Genomic DNA, 25221 nt, shown 5'->3' with positions numbered 1-25221 from the left:
GTTATAATTAGTGTTAGCATGAAATTAAATATGAATTGTGAAAAAACAACAAATTAGCGAGTTGATTTCGTTATTTTGTAAGCGCTTTATAAGTCGCAAGTAATCTAATTGGAGTGTGGTACCCAATGAAAAATCAACATAGCAAGGTGTTTAAGCTAGCCCTATTGTCAATTTCAATTCTGGCAATGACCACGTCGTCAATTTCGGCAGTTGTACCGTTGATGCAGCAATCATTACAAAATGAATCTTTATCTCAAATTGAAAGTATTATAACGATACCTAATTTAGGATCGTTACTACTAATTATGTTTTCAGGAATGATTGGTAGACGGTTGGGGATTAAGCGAACCATTATGTTAGGGTTACTATTATTCTTAGGTGGTGGCATTGTACCGGCAATGACCAATAACTATCTCACTATTTTAATTGCGCGCTTTTTAATGGGCTGCGGAGTGGGCTTGTTTAACCCATTTTCAGTCAGTTTGATGGCTAGTTTTTATCAAGATGATGAATTGTCAGCGATGTTGGGCTATCAAAATGCCGCCAAAAACTTAGGGGCCGCTGGGATTGGTTTGATTATTGCCGGGTTAATTACTTTTAATTGGAAGGCGGCTTTTCTATCCTATACAATTGCGCTACTCCCAATTATCTTATTCGGCGGCTTGATTAAAGTTCCAGAATCGTCATTAGTGGTTAAAACGCAAGTTTCAAGACATATTAATCGCAAAGTCTGGTTTTTAACGGGGTTGATGTTTCTAACTTTTTGCGCCTTTATGGTGGTTGTTGTAAAATTAGCCAGTTTAGTGGCGACTACAAAGATTGCAACACCTGCCATGGCAGCAATGATGCTTTCCTTAATGGGGGTCATTTCGATGATTTCTAGTAGCTTTTTTGGCCACATTAATAAAAGAATTGGCGATTATATTATGCCAGTTTCACTATTGGGCATGGCTTTGGGAATGATTGTCATTGCGCATGCCCCAAATGCAATGTTGGTATTTGTTGGTGTGATCCTAGTCGGCGTGTTTTTCGGCTGGGTGCTACCTCAAAGCTTTATGCGAGTGGCGAAAATTACGACTAAAAAGGACACTCATTTAGCAACTTCTATGGTGTTGGTGGGCGAAAGTTTAGGGTCATTTTTATCACCAACGATAATGAATGGCATTGCTAAAATATTGGGCAATACTTTACCGAGTTTTGTTCTGAGTATTGGTGGTTTAGGGTTAATTGGTTTAACCTTAATTGATAGCTATTGTTCATTGAGGGGCTTTTATCAATCGGTCCCCGTTAAATGATGATTTCTTGAAGGAGGAAAACAGATGTCAGAATTATTGAAAGTAACGAAACAAGTGCCACAAGTGGATGAACTGCCTAATTTAGTCTATTATCAAACGATTACGGCGAATACTGGTGTTGAATTGCGACTATCGATGTTGGTGCCGCGCACGACTGACTTAAAGCCAGCTGTGTTATATTTTCCCGGTGGTGGTTTTACCGCTGCTAATCATAATAAATTTATCCAAATGCGGACAGCCTTAGCTCAAGCGGGGTATGTCGTTGCGGCGGCTGAGTACCGTGTCATTCCTAATCAATTTCCTGATTTAGTTGAAGATGGCAAACAGGCGCTGAATTATCTGTATACCCATGCAGACCAATATCGGATTGATACAACTCGAATTGCGGTGTTAGGTGATTCCGCTGGCGGGTATTTAGCACAATTTATGGGCGTGACTAACCAGACTGCGCACTTTTTACCAAGTGATGTTTCTAAATCGAATACGGGGGTTAAAGCAGTCGTTTCATTGTATGGCTTTTGTGATTTATTAACAATTGGAGCCGGCTTAAACGAAGCTTTTCACGATTCTACAACCGCCACGGAAGCACTATTAGTCAATGGGGTTTCGTTCATGACTGATACGGCACAGTCCATTCAAGCGGATCAAGAGCGGGCTAAGCAAGCCAGTCCGGTTAATTATGTGACGTCGCAGTTACCGCCATTCTTGATCATGCATGGCAATGCAGATCGAATTGTCTCACCAGCGCAAGCGGATGAAATGGTAACGGCACTAACTGACCATCAAGTGGCTGTTGACCAAGTTATCCTTGACCAGGCCGGTCATGGCACTTGGGAGTGGTATCAACCGGCCATTATTGACTATGTTATCACGTGGTTGACGCAAAAATTAGCTTAAGTAGCGCACTAATTTTAGGCTGAGGTCGTTGGATCTTAGTCTTTTTTGTCCAGAATAAATATAGATATTTATTTAATAAAAATAGGTATAAAGGCTGGTATAATTTAAGAAATCAGCTGCAAACATTAATCATAAGACGAGGATCATCAGCTGCAACCATTGGGATTAATTGATAGTGGTGGTATGACGATTAAGTTAGCTAATTGGCATGGCCATTAGTTTCCCTTGGATTTTCCAATGAAAAATTGGCGTGTTTGCAGGTGCCAGTGCGATTTCGGGCCTGTATCATCTCCCAAATTAGGCTGAATTGGCGGTGTCTTAATCTTGCATCATTGTGTTTGGCACAGGACCCATTTGTTTGGGAGATTTAGCTATACCTTGGTCAATGATTAAAAAAATGCGCGGTGCAGTGGTTGATTTTGAGCAGACTTATCCAGAATTGGGGTAAGATCAAGCGGTTTAAGCCACAATGGAATCAAGAATATTTTGGCGGATATGGTATAATTTTAGCGTATTTTATAAAGTATAATGGGCAATATGTCGTGATTATTTACGCTGAAATTAGGAAGTGAGTGCAAATGATAAAATATAGTGCTGCAATAGTTTCACATTCTTTTTGGTTTAATGAGTTTCAGCAGTATATTGAATTGTTAAATAAGGGTTTAACTCAAGGCGAAATTAATAGCCAAGCCATTAAAGACAATATCTTTAAACAGAGTACAGTTGCTCGTATTCAAGACATGCTTAAAATAATAACACATCGAATCGATAGTCTAGATCAAGACTATATGAGTCTTTTTCCACGACTTGATATCGCAAATCAACGGTTAATTGATTTGATAACTGTTATGAAATCAAATCAACTTTTTGAAGAGTTTATGTATGAGGTTTATCGTGATGAATTAGTACTCGGAGATACAGAGTTACATGATTATGAAATTGAAGCTTTTTTTAGTCGCAAACAGGCTGAAAATCAGCAAATTGCGAGTTGGACTGATGAAACAATTACGCGATTAATGGGTGTTTTTAAAACCTTTGTCCGTGAAGCAGGGCTGATGAAAAATCAAGGGAGTTTTGACCAAGTAAGTCGTCCCTTATTAGATCTTGATTTAGAGGACATGTTACGAAATAAAGATGAACATCAGATACTAGCTGTACTATTGGGGAGATAAAATGACAGATACGAGAATGAAGTTAAAAAGTTTACGCGAAAAAATCACTAGCCAGGATTTTCAGCACAGTCGTGGTCTTTCAAATGAAGTATCCTATTATATTTTAGGATATGCCCCTCAGGATAAGCTTTTAGTACGAGATGAGATTGACAATATGAAGCATCAATTGAATCAGGCCACAGTAGGCATCGATATTATTGAATTTAATGTTTACCATATTATGTGGGATCTTTTAACTCAAATGGGAATTAAAGATGATGTTATTGCGATGGAAGCGGATGAAGGACTCGACTACTTAGTAGAACAGCTAAATAATGCTTTAGGTATGACTGATTCTGAAAATATGTTTGTGACATATATGGAAGAAAAATTGGTTTCCACGGATAACATAGTTGTTTTTGTAACGGGAATTGGAGAGGTCTATCCATTAATTCGGGCGCATAAGATTTTGAATACGATGCATCAAATTATTACTCAAGTACCGGTAGTACTTTTCTATCCCGGCAAATACGATAATTTGAGCTTGAGCATGTTCGGTGAAGTGAAAGAAGATAATTATTATCGTGCATTTCAGATTAATTAGGAATATAGACGCAGAATATGAGGAGAAATAAGTTGAAAATAAAAGAGATATTTGCTAAGCCAATTGATCGTAATATTAAGGGTGTTATTACCATTGGGGATGAACAGGACGCTAATATTAAGCAAGAATTGGAAGAGTATGTGGTTACCAAGGAGTTACAGCAACATTTTCAAGAATTTTTTAGCGCCTATACGGATAGCATCAATCAAGATACAACTAAGATGGGTGTTTGGATTTCTGGATTCTTTGGTTCTGGGAAATCACATTTTTTAAAAATTTTAGCTTATTTATTAGAAAATCGTGAAGTTGCCGGTAAACCAGCGATAGATTATTTTCTTGATGATCAAAAATTGAGTAATCCTAATACGATTACAAACTTACAAGCGGCGGCTTCGATACATAACGAAACTATTCTGTTTAATATTGATTCAAAAGCTAAAAATGGTAATAAATCACAAAAAGATGCCATTTTAAATGTCTTCTTGCAAGTGTTCAATGAACAATTGGGGTTAATTGGGGTTGATTTTTGGATTGCTGACATGGAGCGGGATCTGATTCAAGACGATCAATACACAGAATTTCAAGAAAAATTTCAGGAATTGGATAAGCAACATCGGACATGGCTTGATGCTCGAAATGGGTTTGCTTTTCTAAAGGGAACAATTAAAGACGCTTTGGTTGCAATTGGTTATATGACTGAAGAAAATGCGACTGGTTTTATTGAACAGCTTAAAACTAATTATCCAATCAGTGTTGAGAATTTTGCAGAACGAGTTAATGATTATATTGTTAAGCAAGATCCAAATTATCACTTAGTCTTTTTAGTTGATGAAGTTGGCCAATATATTGGTAATAGTCAACAACGGATGCTGAATTTACAGAGTGTGGTTGAGGATTTGGGAACGTATACACATGGTAAGGCATGGGTGATTGTTACCAGTCAACAAGCCATTGATCAGGTAACTGATAATATTAATGGACAAGATTTTTCTAAAATCCAGGGTCGGTTTAACACCCGGATTGCGATGTCATCCGCTAATGTTGATGAAGTCATTAATAAGCGATTATTAACTAAGACGGTTGAAAGTGAACAGAGCTTGGCTAATATTTATGATAATGATCAACATGCTATTAATAATTTGATCACCTTTGAAGCAGATATTGATCGAGATCACTATCGAAGTCCGCAAAATTTTGCTGATGTTTATCCATTTGTACCTTATCAGTTTAATTTATTACAGGATACCTTAACGGCAATTCGAAAAAATGGCTCAGATGGGAAGCATTTAGCTAATGGGGAACGGTCGATGTTGGCAGTATTCCAAGAATCAGCGCAGCGTTTAGAGCAGCAAGATGTTCGATCGTTAGTCCCATTTAGTCTCTTTTTTCAAGGCTTAGATCAATTCTTAGATCATACACATATGATTGTAATTAGGCGAGCACTGGATAATGATGTGATTAATCCAGAACATCAGGATCACCCATTTGCAGTTCAAGTGTTAGAGACCTTATTCATGGTAAAGTATCTCGCTAATTTCAAAACAACTTTGAATAATGTGACAACATTGATGATTGATTCAATTGATACCGATCGTATTAAATTGGAAAAGCAAGTTAAAGATGCGATGACCGTTTTAATTAGTCAGAAAGTTGTTGAGAAAACCACTAATGGCTTTGAGTTTTTAACGGATGCTGAACAGGATGTTAGTCGACAGATCAACAAACAAAGTGTTGATGGTAATGAAATTTCTCGAGAAATTGGTGAATATTTATTTTCGAATAATCAAATAAATGGTCGTTTTGTATACCCTAAACTAGATCGTCAATATTCATTTAAATTTAATCAATTTGTAGATGGTCATCCACATGGTGTGGCGAATAATACGATGAGTATTAAGATTAATACACCAGAAAGTGATACTAACCATGTTGAAATGGAATTACGAAGAATTGCATTATCACCAACTGATCCCCAAATTATTATTGATATGCCAGCAGACGGACAGTATATTGATGATGTGAGACAAGCCTTACAAATCGGTAAATTTTTACGTGACACGAGTAATCGTAAAGATGATGCTCGCTCTGAAAAAATAATTGATGTAAAAAGATTAGAGCGGCAGACGCTAAATAAAAAATCACAAAGTGAATTGGAAGCAGCTCTCGAAGATGCTGATATTTACGTTGGTGATGAGCGGTTAGAGGCCAACAGTAAAAGTTTTGAAAAGCGGTTAAGTATGGCACAAGTTCACTTAATTGATGAAGTCTATCGTAATTTGAGTTTTATTGACGTCGTTAAATCCGAAACTGATATTGTTAAATTATTTAAATCAGATTTTGAATTAGTTGATACGGATGAAAATAAGCAAGCTATTCAAGCAGTTCTAGATCGAATTAATCGGGACTATCGTAGTCCTAGCAAAATCTCATATAAGGCTCTTTTAGAGCGATTTATCGCGGCACCGTATGGCTATCGTGATTGGGACGTTAAATGGATAATTGCGAAACTGTTTGTTGGTGCTCAAATCAAAGCTTATGTAAACGGCGAACAAATTAATCTATCTTCAGACAAAACTAGTAACAAGATTGCTGATTTCTTTACGATGAAGCAATATACTGATAAGTTGCAACTAGTCCCAAGAGTGGCAGTTTCTGACACACAAAAACGGGATTTAAAGGAAGTTGCGCGGGAAGTTTTCAATAAAAACTTTTTTGATAATGATGAAGATGACACACTAGTTCAAGAGTTACGGCATACGATTGACAATGCAAATCAACTTTTGACTAGGCAACTAGGTCTATCTAATCGTTATCCAGGACGGAATATCTTAGAGAATGGACAAGCTTTACTGAAACAACTATTAAGTCGACAGGATACTGATGCATTTTATGCATTAATTAGCGCTAAGAAGAATGACTTGTTGGATTGGCATGATGATATGTATGATGATGGCCTAGAGGATTTTTATAATAGTGCTGATCAAAAACATATTTGGGATGATGCCCTTTCCAAAGTCGATATTTATGAGAAGTCACGTTCATTTATTAGCGGTAATGAAGTTCCTGACAGTTATCACAAAATAAAGACGATTGTTGATTCCAACAAACCACAAGGAAATCTCAATGATTTAAAACGATACAATGAAGCCTTTAATGAAGTTTACAATAATGAGTTCGATAAGATTGAAACGGATGTTGAACAAGTTGTGAATGATGAGTGGCAGGCAACATTAACATATATTCAAGCAAAGGCAGTACCAACAGCGCTTGAAACTGAGATTAATCATGATTTTGAACACTTTATTGCTGAGGCCAAAGTAGCTGCTAACCTAGATGAGTTGGTTATTATAAAATCCAAAGCAGGTGTTCGTAAAGATCGGTTCCTAACGAGGGCGGATCAAGTTATCGCTGAAAATGAGCAACAAGCCGCTCGATTAGCAGCTAAGAATCAGGCTAATGAAAAGGCAATTTCTGATAGTAATGATCAGGAAGAAGCAAAAATCAATAAGATTGAGACCAATGCAACCACGCCAACTGCGGGCAATAGTTCCAAAGCAAATATACCGATGGTTAAGCATATTAGTTTAAGTAGTTTGCCAGTTTCAAGAACTTGGCAACTAACTAGTGATAAAGATATTGACACTCAATTGGCACAATTACGGGCTGCATTAGTTGCTCAGTTGGCTGAGGTAGATCAGATTAAATTGAATTTATAAGCATTCAATTTAAATGATGAAAGGAATCGATGATGGACAAAACAGCTATCAAAAATTTTGCGATTAATGCGCGACGAAAATTAATTGCAGACACTAAACTAAAGGCAGCAATGCTAGGTATTACAGAGGAGGGAATTGCGAGTAAGTTAGCAACTTCCACCTCAGAGATTGAATACTATGTTGATGATCGTAATCCGATTACTGGTTCTGATATTGGAAAACGACAGCGATTAGTTACTGAATTGTTACAACGGGCGACAAATAGCGATTTGAAAACTGCTTTTAATGATTTGGTAGAAGAAATTGCGTACACTTGGTTTAATCGTTTGATTGCGATTCGCTTTATGGAGGTCAATGATTATCTTCCGAGTCGAACACGCGTATTATCGAGTAGTCAAGGTCGGCATGAACCTGATATTATGATTGATCCAATCGTACTGGAACCTTATCTCGGACATTTTACTGATGAAGAGTTGGACTTGATAAAAGTTGCACAAGAAACTGAGCTAACAACTGATATGGATCGCCTATATCGGATGCTTTTCATCAAACAAGCCAATGCATTATATAAAAATCTGCCACATTTATTCGAAAAAACTAACGATTATGCTGAATTATTGTTCACTCCAAACTATCATGATGGCGTTATTCAGCAATTAATCACGACTATTCCAGTGGCTGATTTTGATGTTGCTCAAGGCGGGCAAGTTGAAATCATTGGTTGGTTGTATCAGTACTATAATACGGAACCTAAAAATAACGTTATTAGTACTCCAAAAGCACATAAATTTCGAAATACAGAAATTGCTTCAGCAACTCAAATTTTCACCCCAGATTGGATCGTCAAATATATGGTAGAAAATTCATTAGGAAAATTATGGGTTGAACATTTAATTAGTATTGGTGATAATCGATCGGAAATCGAAATCGCAAATTCTTTTAATTGGAATTACTATGTAAAAGATGCGCCGCAATCTGAAGAAATTCAAAATATAGTAATCACCGATCAGTCCCTTAGCAACCACACTCTTGCTACTATTAAAGTAATTGATCCAGCAATGGGGTCTGGACATATATTAGTTTATGCTTTTGAAGTTTTAATAACTATTTATCAATCTGAGGGATTTTCTAAAAGAGATGCCGTTAAAGAAATTATTACAAAAAACTTAAATGGTTTAGATATTGATAACCGAGCCTTTCAACTGACTTATTTTTCAATAATGATGAAGGCACGACAATACGATCGTCGCGCACTATCTAATATAAAAAGTATCAATGTCTTTGGTATTCCAAGTATTAGTGAAGCTAATGAAAATTTCAATATTTTATTAACTCAACTTGAAAATAATAATGCTAAAATTTTAAAGAAGCTTTTAATCGATTTTTCTGATGGAAAGGAAATTGGTTCACTAATAGCTGAACCTAATGTTGGCTATTCAGCTTTAAATGAAAATCTCAGTCAATTAAACCAGCGACAATTATCATTTGAATTAATTCCATTAATTGAAAAAGCTGAAAAGGTGCTACAGGTTGCCCAGCTATTAAAGCAAAGCTACGATGTCGTAATTACTAATCCACCTTATATGGGATCATCTCGAATGTCACAAAAGCTTAAAAAGTTTGCTGAAAAAAATCATCCAGACACAAAATCAGATCTATTTTCGATGTTTATTGAACGGTGGAACCAAGCATTGAAATCAAACGGATTTAATGCCATGGTTACTATGCAATCATGGATGTTTCTTTCAAGTTTTGAAAAAATGCGAAAAAATATACTTAACAAGTATGTGATTTCAAGTTTAATGCATATGGAAAATAACGTTATGGGAATTGCTTTTGGTACTGCTGTGACCATTTTACGTAATACTGTTTTACCAGGTTTTATTGGAACCTATCATCAAATAAAAACAAAAGATGTGTCCACTGGCATTCCTGAATCGGTACCAATTGCTGGTAATCGTTATAATCGAACTAATCAAGCGAACTTTAGTAAGATTCCGGGGAGCCCGATTGCATACTGGATAAGTGAACATATGCGTTCTATTTATCAAGACAATAAAAAGCTTACTGATATTTATCGTCCCATGGTGGGTATGACTACCAGTAACAATAAAAAATTTGTTTTCTTTTGGCAAGAAGTCAATTATGAGAATAGTATTTATATTTCGCATACACACCCCACTTGGTTTCCATATGCTAAAGGTGGTGGCTATAGAAAATGGTACGGATTTGAACGCTACTTTGTAAATTGGAAAAACAATGGATTGGAAATAAAAAAATATAAGAAATTTGGAAATAGTTTAAGTGCATCTGTAAGAAATGAAAGATACTATATGCAACCTGGGATCACATGGTCTGCCATTACTTCAAGCCGTTTTTCTGCAAGAATTTTACCTAAAAATCATATTTTCGATTCTGGTGGAAGTGCTATCTTTCCAAACGAAAAATCAACTCTTTGGGTACTCTCCTTGATGAATTCAAAAATAATGTGGAAAAATCTTCTTTTAAAAAATCCAACTTTAAATTTTCAGACTTCTGATATTGGTACACTTCCAGTAATATTTGACAACAATAAGAATGTAGTGGCTAATTTAGGCAAACGTTGCATTTCTTACGCAAAAAAAGATTGGGATTCATTCGAAACATCTTGGGATTTCGCTCGCCATCCACTACTGGCGCACATCGCTGATGATAAGCAAAAAGAAGTTGGCGGGAAGTTAGAAAATGCATTTGGGTTATGGAAAGTTGAAGCACAACAGCGATTTGATCAGCTTAAAGCTAACGAGGAAGAACTAAATCGAATTTTCATTGATTTATATGGGCTTAATGATGAATTAACTCCTGACGTAGCGGATAAGGACGTATCAGTTCGATTGGCAGATGAAGTACGGGATACTAAATCGTTTCTATCATACTTTGTAGGCGTCGTGTTTGGGCGTTATTCGTTAGATGTTGAAGGGTTAATCTTTGCTGGTGGTGAGTGGAATAGTGATAATTATCAAAAATTTGTGCCAAATCAAGATAATTTAATGATGTTGAATGATGAACATTATTTCAATGATGATCGAGACATTATTAATCGGCTAAAACAATTCTTAGAAGTTGTGTTTGGCAGGGATACCTTACAAGCTAATTTGGACTATATTGCCAGAATTGTTGGCAAAAAGGCTGAAAATTCTGAAGCAGCTATTAGACGTTATTTTGTCGAAGATTTCTTCAAAGACCATAAAAAAGTCTATCAAAAAAAGCCAATTTATTGGGAATTTTCTAGTGGTCGTCAAAATGGGTTCAAAGCACTGATGTATTTACATCGGTATGACAATACTGAGCTGGCGATGATTAGAACGGACTATTTACATCCATTGCAAGGTAAATATGAAACCAGATTGTCTCAATTACAACAATTAAGTGCCGATGAATCAATGGCTAAACGTAAAAAACAATTAGAACGTGACATTAAGCATGTCAATCAACAAATTAATGAATTGAAAAGCTATGATCCGATCATTCAACATCTTGCTAATGAACAAATTAGCCTTGATTTAGATGACGGAGTGTCAGTCAACTATAGCAAGCTTCAGGACGGTGAAAAAGTATTATCTAAGATTTAGCTTAAAAGGGATCTTCTCAAGTGAGAGGATCCCTTTTTGTGCCAAAGAAGTGCCAATTATTCAAATGCGTCACTTAAAATGGATATAATCTTATTGTTATCTTGAGATTCCAATTCTTTAATGATGTGCAAATAGGTTGATTGAGTAGTTGTGATGTTACTGTGTCCAAGTCTTCTAGAAACTGAAAGAACGCTTACACCCTTATAGAGCAGAATTGATGCGTGAGTGTGTCGTAGACCGTGGAACGTAATTCTAGGTATGTTAAGAAGCGCTAATTTATTAGTTAAGATGGTGTTAATTTCAGCACTTACTAGAATATGACCTTTACTATTCATGAATAAAGGTCGTTCTGGTGATAAATCATGTACTAACATGAAATGACGTAGCTTTACAATTGTATTTTGATCAATGGCTATTTTTCGAATAGACGCACTAGTTTTTGTTTTCATAAAACCAGTTTTATATTTATAATCCCATGTTTTGTCAATATTAATGGTACCCATTATTAGATTGATATCAGCTGGTGTCAACCCAACGATTTCTGCGTAGCGCATGCCAGTTACGGCGGCGAGATAGATTGTTAATTCTGCAATATTATCGGTATTAAGATGGCTAAGCAAAGTGGACCAATCATTGTAATTCAGTGTTCTGGCAGTTTTAGGAAGAGCGTGACCGGTAATTACAGCTTTTCTAGTAGGATCAACTGTTATGATTCGTTCGTCTAAGGCTTCAAGAATACAAGCACGTAACTGTTTGTGCAAGCAAGACACTGTTCTGCGAGCATGGTTTTCAGCGAATGTATTTAAACTTTCTTGATAAATAAGTTTAGTTAGATCTTTTAGTTTCAAATTACCGAAAAGATGATGTGCATGTTTGGCAGTGTTCTGGTATTTATTGTAAGTGATGGGTGATACGGCATTAAACTTATACGTCTTAATCCACCTTTCATAGTAATTGACTAGAGTTTCACTACCAGATTTGGCAGTTTTGAGATTTGGGTGTTCAGATTGAATTTGGTTAGCGGCTAGAATTGCGTCTGATTTTAGCGTGAAACCGGACTTTCTAAGCTTTTTGTACTTACCATCGTTGTCTTTATATGAAATCTCATATTGCCAAACATTGCCTCGTTTTTGATAACTAACCATTATTTGAGCCCCCTAGATTGAAATATTGGCACATTTTTGGCACGTGAATTGGGCAATACCAATAAATAATACCATACTGATAGGTTATCATCAGCGATGTGCGCTAAGAGGAGATGTCGAGTGAAATCCCAAGATGTTTCAAATGAATCCCAATCTGTACGGGCTAGTTGAATGGAATTATTGGCCAGATCAGATGAAATCGTGTTCTTTATGACAGGAAATAACGCAAAATCACCTGTTTGTAAGTGTATGGTCGGGTTAATTATTTTAAAAATATAATCCGAAGCTTTTGTATTCATTAGACCTAATAATGTTAATAAATCTTGGGATGAACTATGAAGTGAAAATGCAGATTTACCCACGACATCGAATATGCTACCTTGTGAACGATAGCGGATACTAAAGTTGCCACTAGTGATATCAGACCAAGTAATCGCTTCACGAAAATAATAGTTTGTATTTTGCGGACGTGATCTTAATTTTCCACCGGCATCTTTAAAATTTTTAATTTCTTGACCATCATTTTCCCAATTTACCACATAATCATAATTGCCATACCATTTTCGATAGGCACCCCCTTTATTGTAAGGGAACCATTTTTTGTTTGACTGAATCGATTCATCAATGGATTTAGAGTGAAAACTGATACGTTGGTTATCAACTTCATACCACATACGTAAAAAACGTTTATTATCCGCTGTTGCTAATCCCTGTCGCGCATCTACCAGGTCATCCATTGGGGTACCTATTTCAAAATCATGAATTAAATTATCACTTGCCCAGTAAGCAATCGGACTCCCAGGAATCTTACTAAAGTTCGCTTGATTAGTTCGATAAAGATAGCTGCTGTCAGGATTTTGAATTGCTTCTAAAACCTTATCCCGTTGGACATCCATTCCGCCTTTAAAGCTAGAAAGTTTAATATAAGTACCTTCCTCATTATTCGGCACATTTTTTAGAATAAAGGTGTTAATTGGAACAGTCGCTTCTTCAAAAGCAGAATACTCCATCTGAACTAAACTCGAGATTTCTTTTTGTTCAACAATATATTTTCTGAGTTTTTCGTAAGTCTTGATAAACATCCAGACAAAGGGCGTCATATAAGCCGAATAGCCGCCATGCTGAACCATATTAATGTTGTTGTAGATGAAAACAGAAAACAAGTCGCCAGAATAGTCTTTGAAATTTTGTTTAATATATTTTTTGAGTTCGGGATCAAATTTATTTAAATATGGTGGATTAGTTACTGCAACAGCATATTTTTCACTCATGACTTGTGCAATTTTAATGATCCGCAAGACAAGCTCTTTTGACTGTTGAATACCAAAAATATCCAAATCTTCAGTTGGTACTGAATTCACTGCCTGGTTTAAGTCATTCCAATTATATTGTTGTTGTAGCTGAATAATTGAGCCCAATTCGCGAGCATTACTAAATAACTCAACAATTTCATGAATAGCAACACGGTGTGTTTCATCCAAAGCGTCAAAAAATTCTGCCGTCACAGTATTGGAGTCTTCAAAAACAAAGATATTAGGATCGAAATCTTCATCACTCAATGCGCGTCGATTGTATTGTCGTGCTTTCATCATCACTGCAAAGTAAGCTAGTTGGTAGGCACGCTTATCAATCTCCAAACCAAATAAATTATTTTTCAAAATTAATTTGGCGGCATCACGTGCACTATAGCCTTCTTCCAAATAGATACGCATAAAGACTTCGAATGCATAGATTAAAACATGACCAGACCCCATGGCATTATCAATTAATTGGATGTTTTCCAATGTCTCATTATCTGAGATAGAAGTTATTTTACCAGGCAATAGAAAATTGAGCTTAGTTGCAAGTTTGCTTTCAGAGTGCCGTTCTAACCAATATCGGCCTAATGAATTATCCACCATGTAGCGAACTACCCAATCGGTGGTAAATAATTGAGTTGCTGCTGGAATTTCATTTTTAGTTACAGCACCACCAGTAATATTGACTGCATAATTATGTGGTTCCGTATTATAGTACTGATACAACCAACCAATGATTTCAACTTGCCCGCCTTGTGCAACATCAAAATCAGCCACTGGAATAGTCGTGATTAATTGCTGAATAACGCCATCATGATAGTTTGGAGTGAACAATAATAATTTTTTTATAATGTGAGATTTTAAGGTTGATAGGGTATGATATACGTAAGGATTCATGGGAAAAGAGGTATTTTTAATGGCTGATATGGACATTAAACAAGTAGTTACAACATTAAAAAACGATTTTTCTGACGGGCATCAAATTGTTTTTTGGTATGATGATGACGGCGGATTTAAAGATAGTATTTCAGAATTAACGACAGCACTGGCAGATGTTGCAACCGTTATTGAATTAATGTCAGGGCACCAATTAGAGACTAAACTACGACTTTTAAATGCAGATCAAAGTGAGAAGTTCTTAGTTTATTCTCCACAGCCGCAGCCACCGATAGAAGAAAATCATTTACGTGATATGGTGTTGTATTCGGTAACGTTCAAAGCAGATGCTCAAGAAATTTTGCGTCAAGAATTAGGCTTACCGACTAATTTACATCGATTTTTAAAAGATCATAAGACTTTCTTTGCTAATAAAGTTCGACGAGCACGATTTGCTAAATTTGATATTGATAGTTACCATAGTCAACCTGCTGTAGCCATTATGGCGACGATTACACGATTAGACCAACCGTTAGTGGATTTTTTTGGTGTATTAAAGGCAATTTTAAAAGCCGATTTAGTAAATAATAAATACCTAAATGAATTTAAAAAATATGGCGTTTTATCTGAATTTTGGGACAAGGTGCATCAACAATTTAATTTTGAAAGTGATCCCAATGAAACTCAAGTGTTGGATTTGAGTACGGCATTGTACGTCACGATGGCTTTCAGACAGATGGACTTAAAAGTCCCAGCTAAAGTTCAACAATGGAATCTGGGTCGAAAAATTGCTAATGTACAAACCTTTATGCAACAATTTAGTGCTAGTGAAAAAGTAGATAATCAAGATAGCTTTGCACAAGTGGCAGCGGCTGTCTGGCAAGTTATTGATCAAAAACAGCTATTTAGGCAGTTAGAAATTGATGATATTGCAAGAGCAGATGTTTTTAAGCAATTTGATAAACGAATACTGCTGTGGATTCAGACGCAACTGAAATTAGATGTTAGTGATGTGACTGTTAATGGCGTTGAAATTGATCAGTTAACTAAGCAGCGAGAAACGACACATTACGGACAAACGCCTTACTTTAATCATTTATACCAAATGATGTGTAATGCGTGGTGGCTAAAAAAAATGGTAGGGACTTCTCCAGCTGACAATATGAGTAGTTTAATTAATGATTACTTAGAAGCGGGGTATTTGGTAGATACGGATTACCGCCATTTTGTTTATGAATACCAACAAGCTGGTTTTCCAGAGGACTTTCAGCCTGTAAAGAATTTAGTTGAGGCCTGGTATGTGGATTATTTGTCAACATACGCGGTCACGTGGAATCGAAACTTTAACTATCAAGAACTTGCACCCAAAGTCTTGCAACGTAATTTTTATAAACAATATGTTGGGATGGAAAATAATCGTATTGTGGTTATCATTTCGGATTCTTTAAGATTTGAAGTTGCTAAAGAGTTACAAAATCAATTTTCGTTAGATGATCAAATCAATGAGCTAAACATGCATTATTTGGTGACTGGTTTACCATCAGTAACTTATATGGGTATGTCAGCACTATTACCACATAGGCAGTTGGCATTGCAGACTAATACACGGCGTGTTGCTGTTGACGGTATGGAAGCTGATAATGTAAAAAAAAGACAGTTGATTTTACAGCAAGCTAATCCACGTAGTGTAGCTTACCGATTCAAAGAGTTGAAGAGTAAGACTAGAGATGAATTACGAACGGCATTTGCAGGTCAGGATGTTATTTATATTTATCATAATCAAATTGATACAACTGCAGAGAATCAAGGAACTGAAGATGCGACCTTTGCTGCCGCTAATGAAGCTATTAATGAATTGCGTGGGTTTGTAAATCGCTTACGGAGTGCTAGCATTGCTCATCTTTATATCACAGCTGATCATGGCTATTTATATCGGGATGAGAAGTTAAAGGCAGTAGATAAGATTGAATTACCTACTGATGATGCCGATTGGAAAGCGCCACGCTATTTAATTACAAAGCGTGAGGTTGAAGAACCTGGTATTAAGCGGCAATCACTAGCTGCAGTGCTAAATAATGAAGATGAACGTTATGTTTATTATCCAACAACGGCGAATGTATTTCGGGCCAACGGTGGAGATAATTATGTCCATGGAGGGTCTTCATTACAAGAAATGCTGGTACCATTGTTGGAAATTCGAACAAGTAGTGACAAATCTAATGCACAAATGGCGGAGTTACAGTTAGTGAATACTAAACGGCGTATAACGTCATTAGAAGTACCCTTAAGTATTATGCAGCCTGAACCAATTAGCGCCACTGTCGTTCCAACTAGTTACAAGTTATACTTTGTTGATGATCACGATCACCAAATTTCAGGCCAATTAGTGGTTAACGCTAACAGCGAAAAAAAGGCAATTGGTGAACGAATTCAAACTGTTCGAAGCATGTTAATTGATCAGGCTTATAATCGTAATTCAGTTTATTATTTAGTGATTGAAAATTTAACAGATCATTCTATAAGTAAGTTGCAATATACTATGGATCTTGTGAACCCTGATGATATTTAAAAATCAGTAATTAGTCCGTGTTAGTTGGCTAAAACCACAATTGACAGGCCTTAAAATTCATGTTAATTTTTAAGAACTAAATCATAAGGGGTGTCATTATGTCGGCCGTTTAATCAGGTAATTAGTTTATACGAAAAAAGTAGGATTATGCCTGCTTTGTTTAGTGTACCCTAAGGCCAGATAAATGACTGATGAATGGCAGAAGCCCTTTTAATCGGCTCATTTTGAAGTGCAGTGGGTAACTGTGCTTTTTTATCGTAAGCAAAAGGGTACTGGACTTACGAAAGGATTTTAGAAAATTGAAAATTAATTTAAGCCAATATGGGTTAACGACACGTTTAAAAACGACTGCTGAGCAAGCACCACATCAAGTGCTCGCCCGGGTGACGGCACAACATCGTGAGTTGTATCAACTGATGACTGCGACCGGTGAATTGAACGCTAAAGTGACTGGACGCTTCGCTTATCAGACGGCGGATATTACCGAGCTCCCAGCCGTTGGTGATTGGGTGCTGATTGATGCGGGGACGGTTGCGCCAGATGTTGCTATGATTAATCAAGTTTTACCACGAAAAAGTGTCTTAGCGCGGATGGCGGTTGGAAATACATCACAGGGCCAGTTAATTGCGGCGAATCTAGACACGATTTTTATTTGTATGTCATTGAATGCTGATTTTAATGTTCGGCGTGTTGAGCGCTACTTAACGATGGCGTGGGATAGTGGAGCAACTCCGGTGATTGTGCTGACCAAAGCTGATTTATGCACGGATTTAGCAGCAAAATTAGCTGAGTTGGCTGAAGTCAGCATGGGCGTTGACGTTATTCCTTATTCAGCGACAACTGAGGTTGGGGAAGCTGAGATTCTGGCCTATCTGGGCGCCGGTCAAACGGTGGCATTAGTCGGGTCATCGGGAGTGGGTAAATCAACGCTGATTAATCGGCTATTAGGTCAGAATCGTTTGGCAACTAAGACTATTCGAGCGGATGATGACAAGGGGCGGCATGCGACGACTTCCCGGCAACTATTATTATTACCAACCGGTGGTATGGTGATTGATACACCGGGAATGCGGGAACTACAGTTATACACGGGCGATTTGGCGAAGACTTTTGAAGATATCACGACATTAGCGGCACAATGCAAATTTCGCAACTGTACCCATACTAACGAGCCGGGCTGTGCAGTCCAGGCAGCGATTACGGCGGGGAATATAACGCCTGCCAGATTTAGCAGTTATCAAAAGTTACAACGTGAAGTGACCTATGAAGGGCTTAATTCTCGCCAAATGGAAGCTCAGAAAATTAAGCGGATGTTTGGGGGTAAGGGTGAAATGAAACAAATGGTGCGCCAGTTTAAAAATAAAAAGTAAATGAAGTTGAATTTTTGCTTGACTAGAAACGCGTTTCAGCTGGTACACTGATTTTGCATCAGGGTAACGAGCGCTTGTTTCGGGTAAGTTAGTCTAAGTACTAACGCTTAAGAGTCAGGTGAATTTCACGTTACCACCTAGAATAGTTTGAAAGTCGATGGACGCGACCATCGGCTTTTTTGTTTGAAAATAGTTTTGAAAATGAGATATTGCCGAATAATTAAGGCCAGATAATTATGTGGTTATGATGACTTGTTGGCACTAGTGGTAAACGGCTTAAACTGTTGGCACTATCACGTTTGTCTGCAGTGATAAAATAATCGGTTTATCTGAATAAAGTTATCTGAGTCGCTTGATTGTTCGTGATAAAAGCGTGAAAATAACTTTAGGTTGAATAAAATTCACACAATAAAAGTAAACGCTCAGGTGGGGAAAAGAATGGCAAGTAAACGAACACATTTTAAGATGTATAAAATTGGTCGTCGTTGGGTTTTTACGTGCGCTGTGATGGCGGTATTAAGTGGGGTAACCGTTACTGCTAATGCTGAAACGATGACTAGTCAAGCAGCTGTAACCAGTACGACGACGGCGATTACTCAGGAAAGTACATCGGCGTCAGAATCAGTAGCGACTAGCTCAAGCTCGAGTGACATTGCTAGTTCCAGTAGCGACACTAATGCGAGTGCCAGTTCGGTAAGCGCCGCTAGCCAGACTAGTACAAGCAGTGTCAGCCAGGCAAGCAGTACTAGTGTTAGTCAAACTGCAATCACCAGTGCCAGTACTGAAAAAAGTAGTCAGTTTCAGACGCCAACTAGTCAGGCAACCGCAACTAGTACGACCAGTTCAGCGGCTAGTTCAGTTGCAAGCGAATCTTCAGCAGTAAGTGCCGTCAGCAATACCGCTAAGCCAAGCGTGGCGCCGGTCACTAGCAGCCAGAAAACACCAAGTATAAAAACGGCGACTAAAGCCACCATGCCGGTGGCAAATGATGCTGTCGCGGCTGGTGGCACGGTGACGGATGACTATCCAGATTTACATAATTTATTGGGTGTTTCATCGCAGTTTCATATCTTTGCGCGTGAAGCTGAATTAAATGCGCATACTAATGGCAATATTGCGGTTGCAAATTTATCAGGGAATGTTAATTTCGGTACAAGTATCATTGAAGAACTGTTAGATAAGGATATTTCATATATTCAACATGTGACGACAATTGCGAATAGCTCGTTCGTTTCAGCTGGTGATACGCGGGAGAATAAAGTGATTTTTGGCGAAAATGTTGACGTTGATGTTAGCAATCCTAAGCGGCCTAAGGTGAATGGCGTCGATATTGATCATTTGCTTGCTAAAGAAGTCTATCAGGATAAGGCCGGGACCGTCTATATTGATTTTGACGAAGAATTTGCCAAGCTTGCTGCTTTAAATGTTCAGCTTAGTGATGAATCGCCGGTCGCAACTTATACAAACGCTGATTTTTCAGATCATAATCAGCGGGCGATTGATGTCAGTGATCTTGTGCCAGATGCTGATGGTAAAATCGTTATTAATCTAGCGGCGGAAGTTTTGGCAACTAGTACGCCATTAACGATTACTGGACTTTCGGCAGATAAAGATGGTAATACGGTCCTCATCAACGTTGATACTAACGGCGCTACTGACTATCATGTCAATTCACAGATTAAAGTGATTTATGATGATGGGACTGACCGTAATAATCAGGAAACTGAAGATTTTGGGGACAATCACTTACTTTGGAATTTCTATGATGCAAGTGCCAATGATAAATTAGTGACCGGTACGATTTCGATTGATCGGCCTTTTCAGGGGAGTGTCTTAGCGCCGGCCGCTGAAGTTATCGCCAATCAGAATTTAGACGGTAATATCATTGCAGATCGGGTTATAGTGAATGCTGAAACACATCGGTGGGATTTGCAAGATAATACGGATAATAAAAATGATCCAGAGACACCAGAATATGAGAAACCAGTGTCACCAACGATTGACGTTGATTTGCCAACGGTGACACCGGAAGAACCGGACTATGAAAAGCCGGTTCCACCAACGATTGACGTTGATTTGCCAACGGTGACACCAGAAGAACCAGACTATGAAAAGCCGGTTCCACCAACGATTGACGTTGATTTACCAACGGTGACACCGGAAGAGCCGGACTATGAAAAGCCGGTTCCACCAACGATTGACGTTGATTTGCCAACAGTAACACCGGAAGAACCGGATTATGAAAAGCCGGTCCCACCAACGATTGACGTTGATTTACCAACAGTTACGCCGGAAGAACCGGACTATGAGAAGCCGGTTCCACCAACGATTGACGTTGATTTACCGTCAGTTACGCCGGAAGAACCAGACTATGAAACTGCCGTCCCACCAATGATTGATGCGGAATTACCGGCAACTGATTCTGAAACGGATGACGATGGTGAAGTTGACGTACCAGATGAAGTCGACGAAGTGTCTACATCTGAAACCACGACAGAAGAGGATGCGGCGGCAGAAGTTGATGAAGAAGCTGCGGAGCTTGAAGATGTCACCGTTTTAACGCCAACGGTCGAAGCAGAGTTGGCAACTGAGTTTGAAAATATTTTAATTGAACCTAAAGAAGATCAGTTAACTGATGAGACGGTGTTGTTAGCGAAAATTGATCAATTGATTAAGCAAGCCCAGGATCAACCACAGTCCGCAACACGAGTGGCAACGCTAAAACGACTAGTCGCCTTACGTGCCCGGGTCGTGACAGCAATGCAAACGGCGCATGGACAGCAGTTGCCTCAAACCAATGACAGTCAATCACAATGGGTCACTATCCTTGGTATGATTGGGGTCATCCTATTGAGTAGTGTCGCACTATTTCATCGTCATCGTGCTTGAATAAATGAATCTTAGACCTAAAACAAGCTTGAGCCAATTGGCCCAGGCTTATTTTAGTTATCCCCAAAGTTAACTCCTCGACCTTCATGTCGGCTAAGAGAAAGCCATTATTAACAAATATTGATTATAAAATGGCTGGCCTATGAGTAATAGTATAGGGGTAACTCGTTTTATCGGCAATCATTATTGAATGAATTCACTGGCTTAGTATAAAATAAATGATTCAGTTTGATTATTAGACTTATTTAATCAGTTTAATAAGGTGTTAGTTAGGTCGACTTTTGAAGGTGAACAACTAAGCGTGACGATCTTTGCTAGTTGCTAGGGCGACTTTTGGCAGGCAATGCCAAGTGATATTAAAAGGATTATGCCAAAAATGGTACCGGTTACGACATTGTCAAGTTAACCGTTATTTTAGCATGAAATTAATTATAAGCTAACTTAGTTTCTTAAGAAATTTACCTAACAGAATAGGGGCTGATTAAATTAGATTGGCGGTGAAAGTTGTGGTAGCGAAGTTGTATCGACCGTATGACCATGGTAAACCTAAGGGGTGAAAGTAAGTGATTAGGGGGATTAATTTTAGGTTGAAGTAGGGCATTAGACGATGAATTAGGTTTTTAGAAAGGGGCGAGTTTGCGAATGCGAATGAAACAATTAGAACGTTTTCAAAAAGTGCAAACTCATTATCGTATGTATAAAGCTGGTAAACAGTGGTGTACAATCATCATTGTTTTAGCTGGCGGGACTTTTTTTAGTACGACTAGTTTAATGCAACCTGTCAGTGCTAAGGCGGCGACCACGACGACGGCTGTTGCGCCAACTAGTGTGACGGCCAGTGCTAAGGGTGATTTGAGTGCGCCTGCGACGAGTGCAACTAGTCAAGCGTCATCAACGGTGACACCGGCCGCTGTCAGTGGGGCGGCTAGCTCGTCAACAAGTGCTAGTAGTGCTGCAACCAGTAGTGTTTCAGCTAGTAATGCGACAGCTAGCGCGGTTACCGCAACAACTAGTGCGACAAGCGCAACTAGTGCCACCTCAACAGCCAGTCCGGCTATTTCAGCGCCAACTAGTCTGACAACCCATGCAACGGTTACTTTGACTAGTAGTACCGCCGCAACCAGTAGCTTGACGACGACTGCAACAACGGCACCAATTAGTGCACCGACGTCCACGGCGACCAGTAGTTTAACGACTAGTGCCACAACCACGATGACTAATAGTACCGCCGCAACCAGCAACGCCATTAGCACTGGTTCGACAGCCACCAGTAGTGCGACCACTGCGGTACCTGATACGACTGTCGTCACGTTCAACGATCCTGGGATTGAAAAAGCTGTCCAGACTGGATTAGAAATTACTGGGCCGATAACAGTGGGGGATATCCGTAATTATAAGGGCTATCAGTTGTCAATTGGGGAAGACTATCAACCATTGATTGTGACTGGTTCTTTAGATGGTATGCAATATTTAAAATATTTACCTAGTCAGGCTAAAATTGATTTTGTGACCGAGTATCTTAATCCTAATATTGATTTAACACCATTGATTGATGATCGTTTTAATAATGTTACCATCATGGTTCATGACATGGCTGATGTTAATTTGACACCACTATTAAAAATTGATCCAACGCCGATTAGTGAGCTGGAATTGGTAGGCTCGATTGCACCAGGTCGGATTGATTATCAAAATAATCCAGACGGGATGACTAATGCTCAATTAGCACAAATCGGGCCATGGCTAACGGCCATTGATAATAAAACAAGTTATAAGTGGTTTAATCTTGATGATAATTCACTATCAGATTTTTCACCACTAAGCGGTTTTAAAGAGTCGACTTACATTGTTGCCATTGGTCAACGCGTGAATGTCCCAACTCAGGCAGATTTTGTGATTGGCCAACCAGGTGTTTTTCAAGCAAATCCTATCATTGGCTTACAGGGGGATTCACTAACGGATAAGTATGAAAATACTTGGAATGGCGATACTTCGGTATCGGAGACGCCACTCACTAATTTAGGTAATGGCAAATATGAAATTCCAACGGCTTATCCAGCAGTAGCCGGTGCTAACTGGTTTGCTTATGGGTTTAGAGGGATTATGACAACAGTTGGTAATCATGCTGATTATGTCAATGTCACGTACCCACATAATGTGCTTTTTCGCTACGACAGTATGATTTATCAAGCGGCGTACTGGCAAAAGACGCCACAAGTCGCGATTCAATATGTCGACGTTGATACGGGGAAGCTGATTCAACCAACCACTTTGATTCCTGGCAAAACAATTGGTGAAGCTTATGATTTCACTGCAGATACGGCGGTCCCACACTATACACTGGTGCCGGATGCCACGAGTTCACCAACGGGAAGTTATACCCAGAACCCTCAGCTGTTAACGTTTAGTTATCGGTTAACGCCGGTGGTTGCCGGGGGGGTAACAGTTAGCTATGTAAACACCGCAGGAACGTCGATTGCACCAGCCACGACGATTCACGGGAATGTTGGCGATGCGTATACCAGCACGCCACTAAAGCTTGCAAATTATACGGCTGCGACGTTAGCGGCTAATAGTGCGCCAGCTAGCGGGACGTTAGCATTGTCAGCAAGGACAATCACCTATCAATATCAAGGGATCCCCGTGCAACGTACGGTTCAATATGTTGATACAACCACTGGTCAAGTCTTAAAGACAATCACGTTGACGGGCCCGTATCAGAGTCAAGCGAGTTATCAACCAACGACAAGTATTCAGGCTTATACGGCGGCAGGTTATCGGTTAGTAGCAAGTGACTATCCGTTGAGTGGTGATATTTATACGCAACCAACGGCGACAGGCAATTACTTGATTGCTTTAGCGCATCAGGTGAAGACGTTTCAACCAGGCGATCAATTACCGGCCAATTTGACGTTACTACGTTCAATCACCGAAACCGTTAAATATCAGTATCCCGATGGCCGGTTAGCAGCGCCAACGGCAACTCAAGTCGTGACATTTACACGTCAGGCGCAAGTTGATCAAGTTACAGGAGTCGTAACGTATAGCGATTGGGCGGCTCAAATGACACCAATTGCATTTGCAGCGCAAGCGTCACCAGAAATCAGTCATTATCAAGCTGAATTACCGCAAGTTGCTGCAATTCCACTAGATGTCACTAGTCCAAATGTCGCGTTGACAGTCACTTATCAGCCGGTACCGACCACCATTGGTAAAGTGACGGTTGACTATCAAGTAGCGGGAACGACGCAGGCATTACGGCCGAGTCAAACGTTGGTTGGACCGATGACTACAACGTATCAGGCCACGGCACCTAAGCTTAAGGGGTATCAGTTAGTTGCGGGTACGGCGCCAATAATAACGGGGCAATATACAAGTCAGCCACAAGTAAGGATATTCACCTATGTTCCCGTTAAAGCGGCAGCGGCGATTGGACCTAAAGTGGCGGTTGCGACGGCGGCACCACTGGTCAAATTAGCACCAGTGGTGACCGGTAAGTCCAAGTTACCGCAAACGAGTGATGCCTATCACCCAGCCATGCAGTGGCTGGGGCTGAGCTTGTTAGCGTTAACGGGGGTTCTAGGACGGTTCGGTTTAGTTAAGCGTCGTCGACACCATTAAATGTGCTGATGGCATAAAAATAGTCACTAGATATGCGCTATCTAGCGACCATTTTTATGGTTTTAAACTCCCTTGACCAGCCCTAATTCTTTGGTCCCCGATCATACCAACAATCAAGATGATTGTGTGATACAAAAGCTAACCCCCATTAGCTTTTATAATAATAATTATAGCTGGTT

At 38.9% G+C, this 25221-nt stretch carries 12 protein-coding genes; 10 read left to right on the top strand and 2 right to left on the bottom strand.

The window, feature by feature from the left end:
* Nucleotides 1-125 precede the first annotated feature (125 nt).
* The 6 genes from C5Z25_RS04895 to pglX (C5Z25_RS04870) all read left to right on the top strand — a co-directional run bounded on the left by C5Z25_RS04895 (nucleotide 126) and on the right by pglX (C5Z25_RS04870) (nucleotide 11274).
* Nucleotides 126-1295: an MFS transporter gene (locus C5Z25_RS04895; protein WP_105451607.1), complete on the top strand. Its 1170-nt coding sequence runs from the start codon at nucleotides 126-128 to the stop codon at nucleotides 1293-1295.
* A gap of 24 nt (nucleotides 1296-1319) precedes the next feature.
* Nucleotides 1320-2192, top strand: a complete 873-nt coding sequence (locus C5Z25_RS04890; RefSeq protein WP_105451606.1) for an alpha/beta hydrolase — start codon at nucleotides 1320-1322, stop codon at nucleotides 2190-2192.
* 578 nt (nucleotides 2193-2770) lie between these two features.
* Complete coding sequence (locus C5Z25_RS04885) at nucleotides 2771-3364, top strand: DUF1819 family protein (RefSeq protein ID WP_105451605.1); 594 nt, start codon at nucleotides 2771-2773, stop codon at nucleotides 3362-3364.
* 1 nt (nucleotide 3365) lies between these two features.
* Nucleotides 3366-3947 carry a DUF1788 domain-containing protein gene (locus tag C5Z25_RS04880; protein WP_105451604.1) on the top strand — a complete coding sequence of 194 codons (582 nt, stop codon included), beginning with the start codon at nucleotides 3366-3368 and terminating at the stop codon, nucleotides 3945-3947.
* Nucleotides 3948-3979: 32 nt separating this feature from the next.
* A complete protein-coding gene (brxC, locus tag C5Z25_RS04875) occupies nucleotides 3980-7663 on the top strand; it encodes a BREX system P-loop protein BrxC (RefSeq protein ID WP_158682902.1) in 3684 nt (1227 codons plus the stop codon).
* Between the two features lie 29 nt (nucleotides 7664-7692).
* Nucleotides 7693-11274 (top strand): BREX-1 system adenine-specific DNA-methyltransferase PglX, encoded by a 3582-nt coding sequence (gene pglX / locus C5Z25_RS04870; RefSeq protein WP_234002781.1) that lies wholly within the window; start codon nucleotides 7693-7695, stop codon nucleotides 11272-11274.
* Nucleotides 11275-11330: 56 nt separating this feature from the next.
* Here pglX (C5Z25_RS04870) and C5Z25_RS04865 read toward each other — a convergent pair whose 3' ends face one another.
* On the bottom strand, nucleotides 11331-12419 hold the full coding sequence (locus tag C5Z25_RS04865) for a site-specific integrase (protein WP_105451601.1): 1089 nt from the start codon (nucleotides 12417-12419) through the stop codon (nucleotides 11331-11333).
* Entirely contained in the window at nucleotides 12419-14494 is a 2076-nt protein-coding gene (gene pglX / locus C5Z25_RS04860) for a BREX-1 system adenine-specific DNA-methyltransferase PglX (protein WP_234002780.1), read from the bottom strand. Before pglX (C5Z25_RS04860) ends, C5Z25_RS04865 begins: the two co-directional genes overlap by 1 nt.
* A 139-nt stretch (nucleotides 14495-14633) precedes the next feature.
* Between pglX (C5Z25_RS04860) and pglZ the strand changes: the two genes are divergently transcribed.
* The 4 genes from pglZ (at nucleotide 14634) to C5Z25_RS04840 (ending at nucleotide 25042) form a co-directional block, all read left to right on the top strand.
* Nucleotides 14634-17162 (top strand): BREX-1 system phosphatase PglZ type A, encoded by a 2529-nt coding sequence (pglZ, locus tag C5Z25_RS04855; protein WP_158682900.1) that lies wholly within the window; start codon nucleotides 14634-14636, stop codon nucleotides 17160-17162.
* Nucleotides 17163-17461: 299 nt separating this feature from the next.
* The gene (rsgA, locus tag C5Z25_RS04850; protein WP_105451598.1) at nucleotides 17462-18532 is read left to right on the top strand and encodes a ribosome small subunit-dependent GTPase A; all 1071 of its coding nucleotides are present in this window, start codon (nucleotides 17462-17464) and stop codon (nucleotides 18530-18532) included.
* 438 nt (nucleotides 18533-18970) lie between these two features.
* A complete protein-coding gene (locus tag C5Z25_RS04845; protein ID WP_105451597.1) occupies nucleotides 18971-21421 on the top strand; it encodes a collagen-binding domain-containing protein in 2451 nt (816 codons plus the stop codon).
* Nucleotides 21422-22063: 642 nt separating this feature from the next.
* A complete protein-coding gene (locus C5Z25_RS04840) occupies nucleotides 22064-25042 on the top strand; it encodes a MucBP domain-containing protein (protein WP_105451596.1) in 2979 nt (992 codons plus the stop codon).
* Nucleotides 25043-25221 lie beyond the last annotated feature (179 nt).

This window comes from Lactobacillus sp. CBA3605 (assembly GCF_002970915.1).
Taxonomy (GTDB): domain Bacteria; phylum Bacillota; class Bacilli; order Lactobacillales; family Lactobacillaceae; genus Lactiplantibacillus.
The sequence above is the reverse complement of the archived record's forward strand: the minus strand, read 5'-3'. Positions and strand labels throughout refer to the sequence as shown.